This window comes from Acidovorax sp. ST3 (assembly GCF_003231145.1).
Classification (GTDB): Bacteria; Pseudomonadota; Gammaproteobacteria; order Burkholderiales; family Burkholderiaceae_C; genus Acidovorax.
The window spans coordinates 576352-592886 of the sequence record NZ_QKVP01000003.1 but is presented as its reverse complement, the minus strand read 5'-3'; the positions used below and the strand labels follow the sequence as shown (position 1 = coordinate 592886).

General features: G+C 66.2%; 14 protein-coding genes. 6 read left to right on the top strand and 8 right to left on the bottom strand.

The window, feature by feature from the left end:
- The first annotated feature begins 60 nt into the window (after nt 1–60).
- Nucleotides 61–708, top strand: a complete 648-nt coding sequence (locus tag DNK89_RS11940) for a DsbA family oxidoreductase (RefSeq protein ID WP_110960248.1) — start codon at nt 61–63, stop codon at nt 706–708.
- 125 nt (nt 709–833) lie between these two features.
- Here the strand turns inward: DNK89_RS11940 and DNK89_RS11935 are convergent, their stop codons facing one another.
- From DNK89_RS11935 to cphA (DNK89_RS11925), 3 genes are all read right to left on the bottom strand, one after another.
- Complete coding sequence (locus DNK89_RS11935) at nt 834–1340, bottom strand: CreA family protein (protein ID WP_060984458.1); 507 nt, start codon at nt 1338–1340, stop codon at nt 834–836.
- Entirely contained in the window at nt 1337–3916 is a 2580-nt protein-coding gene (gene cphA / locus DNK89_RS11930; RefSeq protein WP_110960247.1) for a cyanophycin synthetase, read from the bottom strand. Before cphA (DNK89_RS11930) ends, DNK89_RS11935 begins: the two co-directional genes overlap by 4 nt.
- 98 nt (nt 3917–4014) lie before the next feature.
- On the bottom strand, nt 4015–6222 hold the full coding sequence (cphA, locus tag DNK89_RS11925; protein ID WP_110960246.1) for a cyanophycin synthetase: 2208 nt from the start codon (nt 6220–6222) through the stop codon (nt 4015–4017).
- 237 nt (nt 6223–6459) lie between these two features.
- Here cphA (DNK89_RS11925) and DNK89_RS11920 point away from each other — a divergent pair, with 237 nt between their 5' ends.
- From DNK89_RS11920 to DNK89_RS11910, 3 genes are all read left to right on the top strand, one after another.
- Entirely contained in the window at nt 6460–8766 is a 2307-nt protein-coding gene (locus tag DNK89_RS11920; protein WP_110960245.1) for an ABC transporter ATP-binding protein, read from the top strand.
- A 21-nt stretch (nt 8767–8787) separates the two neighbouring features.
- Nucleotides 8788–9285 (top strand): DUF1854 domain-containing protein, encoded by a 498-nt coding sequence (locus tag DNK89_RS11915; RefSeq protein ID WP_110960244.1) that lies wholly within the window; start codon nt 8788–8790, stop codon nt 9283–9285.
- A 505-nt stretch (nt 9286–9790) separates the two neighbouring features.
- Entirely contained in the window at nt 9791–10222 is a 432-nt protein-coding gene (locus tag DNK89_RS11910) for a hypothetical protein (RefSeq protein WP_060984310.1), read from the top strand.
- Nucleotides 10223–10505: 283 nt separating this feature from the next.
- Here the strand turns inward: DNK89_RS11910 and DNK89_RS11905 are convergent, their stop codons facing one another.
- From DNK89_RS11905 to gspF, 3 genes are all read right to left on the bottom strand, one after another.
- The gene (locus tag DNK89_RS11905) at nt 10506–10940 is read right to left on the bottom strand and encodes an EF-hand domain-containing protein (protein WP_203422250.1); all 435 of its coding nucleotides are present in this window, start codon (nt 10938–10940) and stop codon (nt 10506–10508) included.
- Nucleotides 10941–11114: 174 nt separating this feature from the next.
- Nucleotides 11115–12041 carry a 5'-nucleotidase gene (locus DNK89_RS11900; protein WP_060984309.1) on the bottom strand — a complete coding sequence of 309 codons (927 nt, stop codon included), beginning with the start codon at nt 12039–12041 and terminating at the stop codon, nt 11115–11117.
- Between the two features lie 4 nt (nt 12042–12045).
- Nucleotides 12046–13278 carry a type II secretion system inner membrane protein GspF gene (gspF, locus tag DNK89_RS11895; RefSeq protein ID WP_110960243.1) on the bottom strand — a complete coding sequence of 411 codons (1233 nt, stop codon included), beginning with the start codon at nt 13276–13278 and terminating at the stop codon, nt 12046–12048.
- Nucleotides 13279–13519: 241 nt separating this feature from the next.
- On the opposite strand from gspF, the gene DNK89_RS11890 reads away from it, so the two are divergent.
- Nucleotides 13520–14269 (top strand): SDR family NAD(P)-dependent oxidoreductase, encoded by a 750-nt coding sequence (locus tag DNK89_RS11890; protein WP_015015654.1) that lies wholly within the window; start codon nt 13520–13522, stop codon nt 14267–14269.
- Nucleotides 14270–14291: 22 nt separating this feature from the next.
- Here DNK89_RS11890 and DNK89_RS11885 read toward each other — a convergent pair whose 3' ends face one another.
- Nucleotides 14292–15320 carry an LLM class flavin-dependent oxidoreductase gene (locus DNK89_RS11885; protein WP_110960242.1) on the bottom strand — a complete coding sequence of 343 codons (1029 nt, stop codon included), beginning with the start codon at nt 15318–15320 and terminating at the stop codon, nt 14292–14294.
- A gap of 204 nt (nt 15321–15524) precedes the next feature.
- Between DNK89_RS11885 and DNK89_RS11880 the strand changes: the two genes are divergently transcribed.
- The gene (locus DNK89_RS11880; RefSeq protein ID WP_015015652.1) at nt 15525–16010 is read left to right on the top strand and encodes a CZB domain-containing protein; all 486 of its coding nucleotides are present in this window, start codon (nt 15525–15527) and stop codon (nt 16008–16010) included.
- A gap of 72 nt (nt 16011–16082) precedes the next feature.
- On the opposite strand, the gene DNK89_RS11875 is transcribed toward DNK89_RS11880, so the two are convergent.
- Nucleotides 16083–16436, bottom strand: coding sequence for a hypothetical protein (locus DNK89_RS11875; protein ID WP_153064282.1), 354 nt, complete (start codon nt 16434–16436; stop codon nt 16083–16085).
- Nucleotides 16437–16535 lie beyond the last annotated feature (99 nt).

Genomic DNA, 16535 nt, shown 5'->3' with positions numbered 1-16535 from the left:
AGTTCAATCGCGAGCCAGCACTGTTTAACCTTTAATTTTCCGTTCGCTTCCTCGCTCACTATGACCACCACCCTCAAAATCGATTTCGTCTCCGATGTCTCCTGCCCCTGGTGCATCATCGGCCTCAAGGCGCTGGAACAGGCGGCGGAGCGGCTCCAGGGCGAGGTCGCGCTGGACCTGCACTTTCAGCCGTTCGAGCTGAACCCGCAGATGGGGCCTGAGGGGCAGGACATTGGCGAGCACCTGCAAGAAAAGTACGGCGCCACGCCCGAGCAGAGCCAGAAGAACCGCGAGGCCATCGCGGCGCGCGGTGCGGCCCTCGGGTTCACCTTCAGCATGGACAAGCGCAGCCGCATCTACAACACCTTTGATGCACACCGCCTGCTGCACTGGGCCGAAGAGAAGGGCGTGCAGGCTGCGCTGAAGAAGGCGCTGTTCAAGGCGTATTTCACCGACGGGCAGGACCCGAGCAACCACGAGGTGCTGGTGCGCGTGGCGAGCGAAGTGGGGCTGGATGCGGCCGAGGCGCGTGCGCTGCTGGCCTCAGACCGCTACGCCGGCGAGGTGCGCGAGCGCGAGCAGTTCTATCTGCAAAACGGTATCCACTCGGTGCCCGCCATCATCATCAACGAGCGTCACCTGATCCAGGGTGGGCAGCCGGCGGAGGTGTTTGAGCAGGCACTGCGGCAGATTGCCACGCAGGGTTGATTGCTATTCATTTTATAGCTGCTTGGGCTTGTTGCACTAGCGCTACCGGCGGTTTTTATCAAAAAAAGGGGCCCAAGGCCCCTTTTTTTGTGTGTGCGCTGTGCCTGGGCGGCCGCGTGGACCCGTCACTTGCGCAGCGGGATGGCGGTGGCGCGGTCCACCGGCACTGCGGTCACGCTGTTCTGCGGCGAGCCGTCGATGAGCTTGTCGGAGTAGGTGAGGTACACCAGCGTGTTGCGGGCCGGGTCCACCATGCGCACGATGCGCAGGCGCTTGAACAGGATGGACATGCGTTCGCTGAACACTTCTTCCTGCTTTTTCAACGGCTCGGGAAAACTGATGGGCCCCACCTGGCGGCAGGCAATGGAGGCCTCGGCGCGGTCTTCGGCCAAGCCAAGCGTACCCTTGATGCCGCCGATGCGGGCGCGCGACACGTAGCAGGTCACGCCCTGCACGCCGGGGTCGTCATAGGCCTCGACGATGATGTCGTGGTCACGGCCGATCCACTGGAAGGCCGTGTCCACGGTGCCGATCTTTTCGGCAGTGGCAGCCTGCGCTGCGCTGCCTGCAAGGGCGGTGAGGGCAGCAAGGGCCACAGTGGCTGCGGCTGCCAGCGTCCGCGCGGCGGTCATGCCGTGGTCTCGCCTTCGGTGCAGCGCTGGGCCAGATGGGCCAGAGCTTCTTCGACCTGATCGACCAGCACCAGGCACAGGTCGCCAGGTTGCAGGCGCGCCAGCGCGGCGTCGATGGCGATGAACTCGCCACGGATCTCTTCCACATGCGTGGTGCGGGGGGCACCTGCCAGACCTTCGCGCAGCAGGGCCATCACTTCGCCGTCGGCGCGGCCACGCTGGGCGGCGTCCTGGTACAGGATCACGTCATCAAACGCGGCGCCCAAAATCACGGTCTGCTCGCGGATATCTTCATCGCGCCGGTCGCCTGCACCGCTGATGACCACGCTGCGGCGCTTGCCGGGGAGGGCGTCCACGGCCTGCACCAGGGCGCGCATGGCGTCGGGGTTGTGGCCGTAGTCGGCGATCACGGTGGCACCCCGGTAGTCCATGATGTTGAAACGGCCAGGGGCGTTGTCGCTGTCGTTCACAAAGCCCGACAGGCCCCGGCGGATAGTCTGCCAGGGCATGCCCACGCCCCAGGCTGCGGCCACAGAGGCCATCACGTTCTCGACCTGGAAGCCGATCTTGCCGTTGCGCGTGATGGGCACGTCGCGCAGGTGGATGGTCTCGCGCCACGAGCCTTCGGAGGCCACGATGGAGTCGCCATCCACATACACGGTGCGGTGGCCTTGGGCGCGGTGCGTGACCATCACGGGGTGGTGGCGGTCGCTCGCAAAGTAGATGACCTTGCCGGGGCACGAAGACGCCATGGCCGCCACGATGGGGTCGGCGGCGTTGAGCACGGCGTAGCCCGTGGGGGCCACGTTCTGCACGATCACGCGCTTGAGCACGGCCAGGTCTTCCACCGTGGTGATGTAGTTCAGCCCCAGGTGGTCGCCCGCGCCGATGTTGGTGACCACGGCCACCTGGCAGCGGTCAAAGCCCAGGCCTTCGCGCAGGATGCCGCCCCGTGCGGTCTCAAACACGGCGGCGTCCACCTCAGGATGCAGCAGCACGTTGCGGGCGCTCTTGGGGCCGCTGCAGTCGCCACTGTCAATCTGGCGGCCGTTCACGTACACGCCGTCGGTGTTGGTCATGCCCACGCGCAGGCCCTGTGCGGTGAACAGGTGCGCAATCAGGCGCGCGGTGGTGGTCTTGCCGTTGGTGCCGGTCACGGCCACGGTGGGAATGCGGCCGTCGTCGCCATAGGCAAACAGCTTGTCCACCATGGCAGCCCCCACGTTGCGGGGCTTGCCGTAGCTGGGCGCCAGGTGCATGCGCAGGCCGGGGGCGGCGTTCACTTCGACAAAGCCGCCGCCTTGCTCTTCGAGCGGGCGCAGCACGGTCTCGGCCACCATGTCCACGCCGCAGATGTGCAGGCCCACCATCTGAGCGGCAGCCACGGCGCGGGCGGCGACCTCGGGGTGCACGTCGTCCGTCACGTCGGTGGCAGTGCCGCCAGTGGACAGGTTGGCGTTGTTGCGCAGGATGACGCGCTGGCCTTTTTCGGGCACCGAGTCGGGCGTCAGGCCTTGCATGGCCAGGCGGGCCACGGCAATGTCATCCAGGCGGATCTTGGTCAGCGAGGTGGCGTGGCCTTCGCCGCGGCGGGGGTCCTGGTTGACCACGTCCACCAGCTGGCGCACGGTGTGCTCTCCATCGCCCAGCACCTGGGGCGGCTCGCGGCGTGCGGCGGCCACCAGCTGGTCGCCCACCACCAGCAGGCGGAAGTCGTGGCCGGGCAAAAAGCGCTCGACCATCACGGTGCCGTAGTCGGCGGCGTTCTTGTAGGCCTCTTCCAGCTGGGCGCGGTCGGTGATGTTGACGGTGACGCCCTTGCCCTGGTTGCCGTCTTGCGGCTTGACCACCACGGGCAGGCCGACCTTGAGGGCGACTTCCCAGGCTTCGTCCACGCTGTCAACGGGCTTGCCCAGGGGCACGGGCACACCGGCAGCGTGCAGCAGGCGCTTGGTCAGGTCCTTGTCCTGGCCGATGGATTCGGCCACGGCGCTGGTCGAATCGACCTCGGCCGCCTGGATGCGGCGTTGCTTGGAACCCCAGCCAAACTGCACCAGGCTGCCGCGTGTGAGGCGGCGGTAGGGAATGCCCCGGGCCACGGCTGCTTCGACGATGGAGCCGGTGCTGGGGCCCAGGCGCTCGTCTTCGTCGAGCTCGCGCAGGTCGGCGACGGCCTTCTCGGCATCGAAGGTGCCGTTGCCCAGCGCTGCCTGGATGAGTTGCTGTGCGTCTTCAAACGCCTTGCGGCCCACGGCTTCTTCGCTGTATTCGACGACCACCTGGTACACGCCCGCATCGGTGGTGGCGGTGGTGCGCGCGAACGTCACCGGGCAGCCGGCCTGCGCCTGCAGCGCCAGCGCGGCGGTCTGCAGCACGTGGGCCAGCGATACGTCGCCGCCACCGGTTTCCGGGTGCAGCGCGCCGATGGCGGGGAACAGGGCCCGCAGGCGGGCTTCGAATCCGGCCATCTGGCCCACGGCGCGCTCGTTCTCGGCGCAGGTCACCACGGCCTCGATGGCCATGTGGCGGCTCCAGAGGTTGGGGCCGCGCAGGGCCCGGGTGCGGGTTACATCCATGGAAGTCTCTTTCAGTGGTCCATCAGGGCACTGGGGCCCTGTTCAGGTCGTGGGATGTGAGGTCAAACAACAAACAAAGGCAAACGCGCGGCGGGCCATCAAGACCGCAGGGCGGCAGTGGGGACCAGCTCGGGCTCGAAGGTCTTGATGCCTGCGCCGATCAGGTCGGGGGCAATATCCAGCGCCCAGGCCGCGCCGATGGCGGCCAGCAGGGCGTCGGTATCGGGCACCACGGCGTTGCGGCCAAAGGTCAGGTCGGACAGGGCGCCTAGCACATGCTCGGCACTGCCGGTGGCCAGCACCACGCGGCCGTTCTTCACGAACACGGCGCGGCCGTTGTCCTTGGCGCGGTGCTTGGCAACCACGGGCAGCGTGCCGTCCTGCGCATACAGCACTACATCGCCGTCCGACAGAGGGGCCAGGTCGGCCACCTGGGGGATGGCCGCATTGAGCACTGCAGCGCCTTCGGCCAGCACCACGTCCACCTGGGTGCGCATCACCTTGGTCATCTGGTCCTGTTCGTGCACGTCAAACTCGGCCAGCGTTTCCACGCCATCCATGTCGGTCACCACGCCCACCTGGCAGCGGTCGTAGGCGAGGCCGTCGCGCAGGATGGTGCGGGCATCGCTTTCGATCACGGCGGCCTGCACCATCTTGTTCATCAGCAGGCGGTGTGCGGCTTCCCAGTGGGCGCAGTCGGTGGCTTCCACAAGGCGGCGATCCAAAAAGAGCCCATCACGGCAAGCCAGGCCAGTGTGGTGGCCGCTCAGGTGCAGCAGCCAGGCCACCACGCGCGAGATGGTGGCGGTGTTGCGCGTGCCTGCCACGCCCACCAGGGGGATGCGGCCTGCTGGGCCTTCGTCATCGGCGTCAGAGGGGAACAGATGCTCGGCAATCGCCTGGCCTACGGGGCGTGGCGCGCCCACCGCAGGCTTCAAGTGCATGAGCAGGCCGGGGCCTGCGTTGACTTCGACAATCGCGCCGCCCTGCGTGTGCAGGGGCTTGGAGATGTCGCGGGCCACCATGTCGATGCCGGCGATGTCCAGGCCCACCACCTTGGCGGCGAGCTGTGCGATGTAGGCCACCTCGGGGTGCACGTCGTCCGTGCAGTCCACGGCCACGTTGCCGTTGCGCTGCACCACCACCTGGCGGCCGGCAGCGGGCACTGAGTCGGCTTCGAGGTCCTGGCGCTTGAGTTCCAGCTGTACCTTGGTGTCGGTGGCCAGGTCGATGATCTCCAGCGGGTACTCTTCCTCATAGCCCCGGCGCGGGTCGGAGTTGAGCTGGCTGTCGATGAGTTCCTTGACCGTATTGCGGCCGTTACCGGTGATGCTGACCACCTCGCCGCGTGCGGCGGCGACCACCTTGCCGCCGACCACCAGGATGCGGTGCTCGTCGCCGGGGATGAAGCGCTCCACCATCACGTCACTGCCCTCGGGGTAGGCCACGTGGTAGGCCGCTTCGATGTCTTCCTTCTTGCGCAGGTCCAGCGTCACGCCCCGGCCGTGGTTGCCATCGGAGGGCTTGACCACCACGGGTAGACCGATGTCTTGCGCGGCTTCCCAGGCTTCCTCGGGGCTGTTCACCACCTGGCCTTCGGGAATGGGCACGCCGCAGGACTTGAGCAGGCTCTTGGTCAGGTCCTTGTCGCTGGCGATGCCTTCGGCAATCGCACTGGTGTATTCGGTCTCGGCGGTCCAGATGCGGCGCTGGCGGGCGCCGTAGCCCAGCTGCACTAGGTTGCCGTCGTTCAGGCGGATGTGGGGGATGCCCCGGTCGGTGGCGGCGGTGACGATGCAGGCGGTGCTGGGGCCGAGGTACTGGTCGTCCACCTCGGTGCGCACGCGGGCCACGGCGGCTTGCACATCAAAAGGCTGGTCGTTGATGGCCGCCATGATCAGCGCATGGCCCTGGGCCAGTGCCACGCGGGCCACGCTCTCATCGCGGGCGCGGAACACCATGCGGTACACGCCGCGCTGGCTGGTACTGCGCGTCTGGCCAAAGCCGGTGGGCATGCCCGCCAGGTTGAGCAGCTCGATCACGATGTGCTCCAGCACATGGCCGCACCAGGTGCCCTCTTGCAGGCGCTGCAAAAAGCCGCCGCGCTCGCCCACACCGCAGTGGTGTTCGATCAGCGCGGGCAGCCACGCCGTCAGGCGGTCATTGAAGCCGGGGATGGTGTTGGAGGGATAGTCCTCCAGCTCGCCCAGGTCCAGCCAGACTTCCAGGACCGGCCGGTAGGTCCAGATATTGGGGCCCCGCAGGTAGTTGATGCGAAGCAGTTGGATGTCGTTGAGTTTCGCCATGGATTGCAGCGGTTGTGGTTCCGGCCTTGGTAAGGGCTGTGCGGTAGGGGGACGAAAGGGAATTTTGTGGACGATGATTGTGCGCCAGTCCAGCGCCTGTGCGCAGTGTCAGCCAAAAGGCGTCCACAGACGTTACAGGAGGATGCCGTCGCACCGTGGCGTGCAGTATCGGTGAGAATTCTTGCTTTCGCGAGAGCGGCCACCGCAGGCAGCCGGTGGCGGAAAACCCAACCAAAAATGCAACATCACCATTCTGTGGACGCCTCGGGTGTCTTTTCTGGCCCTGTGGGGGCCGATTTGCGGGCCATGCTCGCTTCCAAAGAGAACGTGTTGGCAGCTTTGCCGGTTGACCTGAGCGCCACGCTGCGCTTTGCGGCAGGGTGGGTGGTGGTGACGTCCGAACGGCTGCTGGCTTGCGACCCAGGCGCTACCACATGGCGCAGCTGGCCTCTGGGTGAGGGCCTGGCGCTCAAGCTGCATGACCACGGTGGAGTGGGCTCGCTGGAGTTGCACAACCCGGCCGAGCGCCTGGCGCAGTGGCGTTTTACCCTGGCGAACCATCCGCAGGCGCTGCGCCTGGTGCAGCGTTTCGAGCAGCAATTGACCCTGGGTGCCGGCAACGTCTCCACCGATGACGACGAGCCCGCCTGCCCCACCTGCCATGCCCCCCTGCCGCCGGACACTGAAGAATGCCCGGCCTGTGCCCGCGCCCAACCGCCGCAAACCTCTACCTGGGTGCTGCTGCGCCTGTGGCGTTTTGCCCGGCCCTACCGTAAGCAGCTGGCCGCTGGTTTTGCGCTGACGCTGGCGTCCACCGCCGCCACGCTGGTGCCACCGTACCTCACCATCCCGCTGATGGACGACATCCTGATCCCGTTCCAGAACGGCAAGCAGATCGACCCCATGCTGGTGCTGATGTACCTGGGGGGGTTGCTGCTGTCGGCCCTGCTGGCCTGGGGCCTCTCCTGGGCGCGCACTTATATATTGGCGCTGGTCTCCGAGCGCATTGGCGCCGACCTGCGCACTACGACGTACGAGCATCTGCTGCGCCTGTCGCTGGACTACTTTGGCGGCAAGCGCACGGGTGACCTCATGGCGCGCATCGGGTCGGAGACCGACCGCATCAACGTGTTCCTGTCGCTGCATGCGCTCGACTTCATCACCGACGTGCTGATGATCATGATGACGGCGGCGATTCTGTTTTCCATCAATCCCTGGCTGGCGCTCGTCACGCTGGTGCCGCTGCCCTTCATCGGCTGGATGATCCACACCGTGCGCGACCGCCTGCGCACCGGCTTTGAAAAGATCGACCGCGTATGGTCCGAGGTGACCAACGTGCTGGCCGACACCATCCCCGGCATCCGCGTGGTGAAGGCCTTTGCGCAGGAAAAGCGCGAGGCCCAGCGTTTCCGCGACGCGAACCAGCACAACCTGGAAGTGAACGACAAGCTCAACAAGACCTGGAGCCTGTTCACGCCCACGGTGTCGCTGCTGACCGAAATCGGTCTGCTGGTGGTCTGGGCGTTCGGCATCTGGCTGGTGTCGCGCAACCAGATCACGGTGGGTGTGCTCACAGCGTTCATCGCCTATATCGGGCGGTTCTATGGGCGGTTGGATTCGATGAGCCGCATCGTTTCGGTTACCCAGAAGGCCGCCGCAGGCGCCAAGCGCATTTTTGACATCCTGGACCATGTGAGCAACGTGCCCGACCCTGCCCAACCCGTCCAGGTGGACAAGGTGCAGGGCGCCATCAGCATGCAGGGCGTGGGCTTCCGCTACGGCAGCCGTGCGGTCATCAAGGGGCTGGATCTGGACATCCGCCCCGGCGAGATGATCGGCCTGGTGGGCCACAGCGGCTCGGGCAAGAGCACGCTGGTCAATCTGATCAGCCGCTTTTACGACGTGAGCGACGGCTCCATCCAGGTCGATGGCATCGACATCCGCCGCTTTGCCGTGGCCGACTACCGCCGCCACATCGGCCTGGTGCTGCAGGAGCCTTTCCTGTTCTTCGGCACCATTGCCGAGAACATCGCCTACGGCAAGCCCGAGGCGACACGCGAGGAAATCGTGGCAGCCGCCCGCGCTGCCCATGCGCACGAGTTCATCCTGCGCCTGCCCCACGGCTATGACTCGCTGGTGGGCGAGCGCGGCCAGGGCCTGTCGGGCGGCGAGCGCCAGCGCATCAGCATTGCGCGTGCGTTGCTGATCGACCCACGCATCTTGATCCTGGACGAGGCCACCTCGGCCGTGGACACCGAGACCGAAAAGGAAATCCAGAAGGCGCTCGACAACCTGGTGCAAGGCCGTACCACGATTGCCATTGCCCACCGCCTGTCCACCTTGCGCAAGGCCGACCGCCTGGTGGTGATGGACCGTGGCGAGGTGGTGGAAGTGGGCCCACACGACGAGCTGATGGAGAAACAGGGCGCCTACTGGCGGCTGTACGAAGCCCAGGCCCGCCGCGCCGAGGAAGACGCGCAGGCCGCAGGCGTGATCATCGACAGCAGCCTGCTGCACCCGGCCCACCCCGCCGGCAACCCCTGAGACGCTGTGAGCAACCCTGCCATGAATGCTTCCCTGACCCCATCGTCGTCTATCCCCGCCTTCCAGCTCACGCGCAACCCGCACGGCCGCCTGGTCCTGACCCTGGCCGACGGCACGGCCCATGAGGGCGTGACCCCCGTGCGTGCTTTTCCCATCGCCGCGCCGGGCGAAGGGCTCTCTCTGGTGGGTGCCGACGGCCATGAACTGCTCTGGGTTCCCCGGCTGGAGGCCGTGACGGGCGCCGCCCGGCAGCTCATTGAAGAAGAACTTGAAGTGCGCGAGTTTGTGCCCACTATCCAGAAAATCCTCGCTGTTTCTAGCTTTTCAACGCCCAGCACCTGGGATGTGGAGACCGACCGGGGGGCCGCACGCCTGGTGCTCAAGGCCGAAGAGGACATTCGCCGCCTGGGCGGCCGCACCCGGCTGCTGATTGCCGGGGGCGACGGTTTGCAGTTCCGTGTGAAGGACACCACGGCGCTGGACAAGCATTCGCGCCGCCTGCTCGAACGCTTTCTGTGACCTTTTGCGGCGGAGTCAGTCCGGCTCTGCCCATGGCGCAGGCCCAGGCAGCTGTCCTGCCGCCGTGAGTTGTCTGTGCGCTACTGCGCGACCGTGAGCAGGCTCTGAAGAGCAATTAGAAGGGGGCTGCGCCTGCCCTCTTGCGCATTTCCTGAGATTTCCAGGGAACGACCCGACCCTTGCGTATCCCTGCCCCTGCCCGCTCTCTTGCGCTGGGTGATGCACGCCCTGCCAGCGCTCTCTCCCTCTTGGGACTACGTGGTGGTGCTGCGACATTTGCACGTGCACGGCGTACTTCGGCATCCCTTTGGAAGGCGTCTGCTCGCCATTGCTACCTCTGGAAGGCGCTAAACCGTTCCCAAAGGCTGGATTTTTACTAGGGAAAACCCTAAATTTCGGCCAATCGGTGAAAAAGACCTAAATTCACCCTTCTTTTTGCCGTAATCGATGTACGAAGAGGCCGAAAGACCCTCTCCACACTTTTGTTCAACTACGGGCCAATGTCATGCAAATGCCACCTGTCGATCGATCGCCGTCCTGGCGTCCTCAGGGCGCTGATTTGTATTCCACTGGCGCCTCGGGTGCGCCTCCGGTGCGTCCCATCAACGCTCCCAACCCGGTCGAGTCCATGGACCGGCTGGGTGAGGGGGCGATCGTGCGCGAGCCGGACAAACCCTCGGCGCCCGAGGCGCCGAACCGGGACTGGACGGCGGTAAAAAAGAAGGAAACCGTCGAGGAGCCGCCGGAGCCTCCCAAAGAGCCGATCTACAAGCAACTGCTGGAGTTCATCCAGTCCATGTGGCGCGCCAGCGGCAGCGCGGTAGAGGTAGCTCAGGACGTCAACAAGATGACCTTGCAGGAGCGTCTGGCCCAACAGGCCAAGAACGAGCCGCTGACCTACACCGACCCCAAGGTCAAGCGTACCGGCGGCGTTTGAGCCATCGACGCTGCCGGGCTGCCGCCGCGAAGGCGCCCCATTGCGTGTCATGGCGCCCGGTGTAGTTTGGCGAAGCCCCTGTGCAGCGGCAATCTGTGGCGTACAGGTGACGTATCCGGTGGGCGCCCCTTACCGTGCACACAGAAGCTGTGGGGACTGCCTCGGTGCATTCAGTATTTTTTGCTATCAAGTAGATAGCTGACGGCCCATATTGCACTAGCGCTCCAAGTCTATTAGATTCATTTTTGGGGTTTGCCGCTCAGCAAAGTGCAAACTGCGTTCCTCAGGGACGGGCCTCCGGTGCTGGGGGCGACGCAATAGGGGCTGCGGGCGTGGCTGCCGCTTGTGCGGCTGCCCGCTGACGATCGCGCTCGGCGCGGTATTTGGCGGCAAAGGCGCGCACTTCGGCATACGACACAAAGCCATCACCATCCGTATCGGCCTCGTCGAAGGCCGCCGCCAAACGCGGGAACAGTTTCACCTCGGAGCGGCTGAGCTTGCCGTCTCCGTTGAAGTCCAGCATCTTGAATTCGCGCTGGGCCTTCAGTTCGCCCGGGCTCACCGCCGCTGCGGGTTCTGTGGCCGCGTGTGTCTCCACTCGATGGGCAGGTGGTGGTGGGGGTGTTTGTGCCAGGGCTGCACAGGCTGCGAACAGGGCCACCGTCGCGAGGATAGGCTTCTGCAGCCACAGGGGCGCCCAGGATTTGCGAATGCGCAAAGTGTTCTCCTTCAAAGTCTCAATGGCCATGGTGGCACATGAGGGGCGAGGGCGGTGGTTTGCAACCAGGGCTTTGCAGGCTTTCACCGGGCGTTGCAAGTCTTTGCAGATCTTTTCGCAAGGGCCGGGCATGGAGCGGCAGAGCCCGCAAGCTTGCAAGGGGGGCTCCGGCGGTCAGTTCCCCACAACCCGCACCGGATTCGAGATGCCACTGTTCACATGGCCCGCAGGCACATGGCGCGCTGCCGATGTGACGTGACCGGTCTGGTCGTCAAAGAAGAAATCGGGTTCGAATTCACGCAGAAACTCGCCCTTGGGCAGGCCGCCCAGAAACATGGCCTCGTCCACCGCAATGTTCCAGTCCATCAGGGTGCGGATGGCGCGCTCGTGCGCGGGGGCGCTGCGGGCGGTGACGAGCGCGGTGCGGATGCGCATGCCGGTGCCACCCGCCTCGCCTGCCGACTGCAGACGGTGCAAGGCGGCGAGCAGGGGTTTGAACGGGCCGTCGGGCAGGGGCTGCGCGGCCTTGTCGGTTTCGTGTTGCTGGAAGGCGGCCAGCCCCTCCGCCTGGTACACGCGCTCGGCCTCATCGGAGAACAGCACCGCGTCGCCGTCAAAGGCAATCCGCACTTCGTGGGGGTTGGAGTCGCCGGCCTGCACCGATTCCGTCACCACCCGCGCTGCGGGGTAGCCCAGGTGCAGGGCCTCGCGCACATCGGCCTCGTTGGCGGACAGGAACAGGTGCGCGCCCAGTGGCCGCAGGTAGCGAAACGGGTCGCGCCCTTGCGTGAACACACCGCGCTGGATGGAGGGGAGTCCGTGGGCATGGCAGGAGCGGAACACGCGCATGCCGCTCACCGGGTCATTGCGCGACAGCAGCACCACCTCCACGCGCTGGTGCTCGGAGGTGTTGAACGCGAGCAGCTTGCGCACCAGCGAAAACGCCACGCCCGGCGCAGCAGGCACGTCGAGCCGCTGGCGCTGCAGGTCCACGTAGGCGCGGTCATTGTCCTTCTCGAAGACGCGGTTCTCTTCCTCAAAATTGAACAGCGCGCGCGAGGAGATGGCGACCACCAGCTTGTCGTCGAGCGTTACAGCCATAAGGTCACTTCACAAACTGGTTGAGTTGGATGATTGGCAGCAGCACGGCCAGCACGATCAGCATCACGATCAGGCCCATGCCCACGATGAGCAGCGGCTCCAGGATGGTGGCCAGGGCCATGGCGCGGCGCTGCACCTCGGCCGAGAGCTGGCGGGCTGCGCGCTGCAGCATCACCGGCAGTTGCCCGGTCTGCTCGCCCAGGCGCGCAAACATCGACAGCAGGCCCGGAAAGCGCTTTTTCTGCGCCAGGGCCGATGCCAGCGGAGCGCCTTCGCGCACCAGCACCAGCGCGTCGAGCGCGTCGGCACGCAGCGCGCGGTTGTTCAGTGTTTCTGCGGCGGCCTGCAAGGCCTTCAGGATGGGCACACCGGCGCCCGCCAGCATGGCCAGCGTGCCGGCAAACCGTGCTGCGTTGTAGCCGCGCGCCAGCTTGCCCACCAGGGGCAGATTGAGCCAGGCGGCATCGAATTTCTCGCGAATATGGCCGATGGTGAGCGCCCATCTTGCCCCAATTGCTATCAAAATAGAAGCAATCAGCATCACCCAGCCATAGCTGCGCACAAAGGCGCTCAGGCCCAGCATGGCCACCGTCAGGAACGGCAGCGCGCGCTTGGTGCCTGCAAACACGCTGGCCACCTGCGGCACCACATAGCCCACCAGGAACAGCACGATCACGATGGCCACCAGGGTCACGATGGCCGGGTACAGCGCGGCGCCCACCAGCTTGGCCTTGAGCGCCTGGCGCTCTTCCAGGTCGTCGGCCAGGCGCTCCAGCACCAGGCCCAGGTTGCCGCTGTGTTCGCCCGCGCCGATCACGGCGCAATAGATGTCAGAGAACTCGCGCGGGTGCTGCGAAAGTGCGCGGGCAAAGGTGGCGCCCGCATTGACCTCGGCGCGCAGGGCCGCCACCAGGTGGCGCTGGCGTTCATCGTCGGCTTCTTCGGACAGCGCGGTGAGTGCGCGCTCCAGCGGCAGGCCCGACGACACCAGCCCGGCGATCTGCCGTGTCCAGATGGCCAGCCCCGTCGCGCTGAACACCGGCCGGGTGAACAGGCGCTGGCCCAGGCTGGCGGACCGGCCGTCCAGCGACTGGCCCGTCTGCACCAGCTCCACCGCCAGCGGCACCAGCGCCTGGGCCCGCAGCAGGCTGCGGGCGGCCTTGGCGGTGTCAGCCTCCAGGAGGCCTTTGCGGGTCTGGCCCTGGGCGTCCAGGGCTTCAAAGGAAAAAGCAGGCATGCAAATGCGGGCGTGGGTGGTGGGGCGTTGGCGTGGAAATCAGGCAGTCCCGCAATGGACGGATGTCCGCCGCAGGCTTGGCAGACCCTGATGGTAGCCGCTACCCAAGGCCCAGTGCCTCCACCCAGCTTCCATGCCCGGGGCATGACACAGGTCAAGGCGCTGACGCATTGCGCGCGCAGAATGAAAAGTGATCTGTGGCATCGGGTTGCAGGCGTTTTGAACGAACAAGGGGTCTTTCATGCTGAAGAACAAGGTGGCATTGGTAACGGGCGCATCGTCGGGCATCGGTCGCGCCATTGCGCTGGTGTGGGCGCGCGAAGGTGCCAAGGTGGTGGTGTCGGACGTGAATGTGCAGGCGGGCGAGGAAACCGCCGCGCTGGTGCGCTCCGCCGGGGGCGACGCGATCTTTGTGGCGGCCGACGTGGGCAAGCCCGAGGATTGCGATGCGCTGGTACAGCGCACCGTCGCCCACTACGGCCGCCTGGACGTGGCCTGCAACAACGCGGGCATTGGTGGCCCACAGGCACCGACAGCCGATTACCCGCTGGACGGCTGGGCGCAGGTCATCAACATCAACCTGTCGGGCGTGTTCTACGGCATGAAGTACCAGATCGCCGCGATGCTGAAGAACGGTGGCGGCTCGATCATCAACATGGCGTCCATCCTGGGCTCGGTGGGCTTTGCCACGGCGCCCGCCTACACGGCGGCCAAGCACGGCGTGGTGGGGTTGACCAAGGCGGCGGCCATCGAATACAGCGCGCACGGCGTGCGCATCAATGCGGTGGGCCCAGCGTTTATCCACACGCCCATGATCAGCGGGCTGGAGCAGGACGCCGGCATCAACGCCATGCTGGTCGGAGCCCACCCCATCGGCCGCCTGGGCCAGCCCGAAGAGGTGGCTGAATTGGTGACCTGGCTGGCGTCCAGCAAGGCGTCGTTTGTGACCGGGGCGTATTACCCCGTCGATGGGGGCTATCTGGCGCGCTGAAGCGCGAACAAACGACGGGCGCTCAGGCCGCCACGGCGGCCTGGCCCAGCGTGGCGTGCGCCTGGGCGGCGATGTCCAGCGAGCGCAAACGCAGTGCCGGGTCGTACACGTCGCTCACCAGCATCAGCTCGTCGGCGCCGGTGGCCTCTATCAGGCGCGCCAGCCCCGCACGCACTGTGTCCGGCCCACCGATCACGGCTGCAGCCAGAAAGTCGCCAATTGCTGCCCGCTCCTGCGGTTGCAGGCGCGCAGCGTAGCCCTCGATGGGCGGCAGCAGGCGTCGGCGGTCGCCCGTCAAGATGCCCAGAACCCGCTGGTAGGTGCTACTGGCCAGGTAGTCGGCCTCTTCGTCGGTCGGGGCCGCGATCAGTGGCACGCCAATGGCCACGTGGGGCTTGGGCCAGACAGCGGAGGGGCGGTACAGATTGCGGTACAGGTCAATCGCCTGGTGCAGCATGCGCGGCGCAAAGTGCGAGGCAAAGGCATACGGCAGACCCCGCTCGGCCGCCAGCTGGGCCGAAAACAGGCTGGAGCCCAGCAGCCAGATCGGCACATTGGTGCCCGCGCCGGGCATGGCAATCAGGCGCTGGCCGGGTTCGGCAGGGGCCAGCAGGCGCTGCAGTTCGGCCACGTCGCGCGGAAAGTCTTCTTCGGTCTCCACCCGGTTGCGGCGCAGCGCACGCATGGTGGTGGGGTCGGTGCCGGGCGCGCGGCCCAGGCCCAGGTCGATGCGGCCGGGGTACAGCTCGGCCAGCGTGCCGAAGGCCTCGGCCACCACCAGCGGGGCATGGTTGGGCAGCATCACGCCGCCGGACCCCACGCGGATGCGCGAGGTGCCACCGGCAATGTGGCCCACCAGCACAGCAGTGGCGGAGCTGGCAATGCCCGCCATGTTGTGGTGCTCGGCCAGCCAGTAGCGGGCAAAGCCCAGTTTTTCGGCATGCTGGGCGGTGCGCAGCGCAATCTGCAGCGCATCGGCCACGGTGCCGCCTTCGCGGACGGCCACCAGATCAAGCATGGACAGGGCAGGGCGGCGGGGAGTAGAGGTCATCCCCGGATTGTCCAGCGCGCGCGGCTTTTGCGCAGGCGGTGGGCGTAGAGCTGGCAGTGGCAGCAGGGTTGCCTGCGCCGATTTTTACCAGAGGGTCATTTTTTGGTAGCCAAAACGGCGGAGGCACCACAGAATGTTTCAAGACATTTCCGCGCTGGCTGCCATCCTGCGCTGCGCGGACCAGTCGTGCAAAAGGGATGACGCATGGGTTTTTTCAGCCGCTTGTTCAAGATCCGGGAGCAGGACCCCACCAGCCCCGAGACCACCTGGGCCATGGAAGACAACGGCAGCGAACTGGTGCTGGACGCTGAATACGCGGCCACGCTGATGACCGAGATCGATATCGATGCCGCCATCGCCAGCCACGAGCGCTGGCGCCTGCAGCTGCAGGACATGGTCAACGGCCGCTCCGACGAAGTCATGCGGCCCGAGCGCATCTGTCAGGACGACCGCTGCGACCTGGGTCGCTGGCTCTACGGCACAGGCCGGGTGCGTCTGGGGCACTACCCCGCGTTCGACATGCTGGTGGCGCGGCACAAGTACTTTCACCAGCAGGCGGCCGATGTAGTGACGGCCTTCCAGTCGGGCGACCAGCCCAAGGCGGCACAGCTGCTCAACGGCAGCTGCCGCCACGCGTCCAACCAGGTGCTGCTGCTGCTCAAGGAGCTCAAGCGCGGATTGGGGCGGTAAGCCCTGCAGGCGCTGGAAACGCCGCCCTAAGAGCGTAACCACGTTCTAATGGCCCGGCTCGTGGCCTACCCCCTATCGTCTGCCGGGTGGCTCCGTGGCGGGCGGGGGGACAACCAATTGCCACCCGAATTCGGTAGCTACATCCATGCGGTGTTGCCCATCCAGCGTGTAGTGGATCTGCGTACCAAGGGGTGCGTCCAGTTCGGGCAGCAAGGCGTGCAGCGCTACCCGCGCATGCTCCAGTACCGGGGCGGTGATATCGATGCGGATGAATTCCGCGATGCGCTTGCCATCCGTGCGTGCGACGCCCAGCGAGTCGCCCCAGCCGATCACCATGCCGACTCCCCCGGCGCGCAGAGCCTGGTCAATCCGGTCTTCGCGCTGGTGCAGCGGGTCTACGGTGTGCCGGGTGAGCGGGATTTTCACGAACAGGAACGCCGGCCGATCTTCTGGCGTGGAGAGCGCGGCTGGAGTGGGAGGAGGGGCGGAGGCGCTCATGGCCGGGCTGAGGTGGGTTGTTGGGGG

What these genes read in the sequence shown, in the direction of transcription:
- DNK89_RS11940 (WP_110960248.1), top strand. Translation starts at nt 61, where the DNA reads ATGACCACCACCCTCAAAATCGATTTCGTCTCCGATGTCTCCTGCCCC.
- DNK89_RS11935 (WP_060984458.1), bottom strand. Translation starts at nt 1,340, where the DNA reads ATGACCGCCGCGCGGACGCTGGCAGCCGCAGCCACTGTGGCCCTTGCT.
- cphA (WP_110960247.1), bottom strand. Translation starts at nt 3,916, where the DNA reads ATGGATGTAACCCGCACCCGGGCCCTGCGCGGCCCCAACCTCTGGAGC.
- cphA (WP_110960246.1), bottom strand. Translation starts at nt 6,222, where the DNA reads ATGGCGAAACTCAACGACATCCAACTGCTTCGCATCAACTACCTGCGG.
- DNK89_RS11920 (WP_110960245.1), top strand. Translation starts at nt 6,460, where the DNA reads ATGCAACATCACCATTCTGTGGACGCCTCGGGTGTCTTTTCTGGCCCT.
- DNK89_RS11915 (WP_110960244.1), top strand. Translation starts at nt 8,788, where the DNA reads ATGAATGCTTCCCTGACCCCATCGTCGTCTATCCCCGCCTTCCAGCTC.
- DNK89_RS11910 (WP_060984310.1), top strand. Translation starts at nt 9,791, where the DNA reads ATGCAAATGCCACCTGTCGATCGATCGCCGTCCTGGCGTCCTCAGGGC.
- DNK89_RS11900 (WP_060984309.1), bottom strand. Translation starts at nt 12,041, where the DNA reads ATGGCTGTAACGCTCGACGACAAGCTGGTGGTCGCCATCTCCTCGCGC.
- gspF (WP_110960243.1), bottom strand. Translation starts at nt 13,278, where the DNA reads ATGCCTGCTTTTTCCTTTGAAGCCCTGGACGCCCAGGGCCAGACCCGC.
- DNK89_RS11890 (WP_015015654.1), top strand. Translation starts at nt 13,520, where the DNA reads ATGCTGAAGAACAAGGTGGCATTGGTAACGGGCGCATCGTCGGGCATC.
- DNK89_RS11885 (WP_110960242.1), bottom strand. Translation starts at nt 15,320, where the DNA reads ATGACCTCTACTCCCCGCCGCCCTGCCCTGTCCATGCTTGATCTGGTG.
- DNK89_RS11880 (WP_015015652.1), top strand. Translation starts at nt 15,525, where the DNA reads ATGGGTTTTTTCAGCCGCTTGTTCAAGATCCGGGAGCAGGACCCCACC.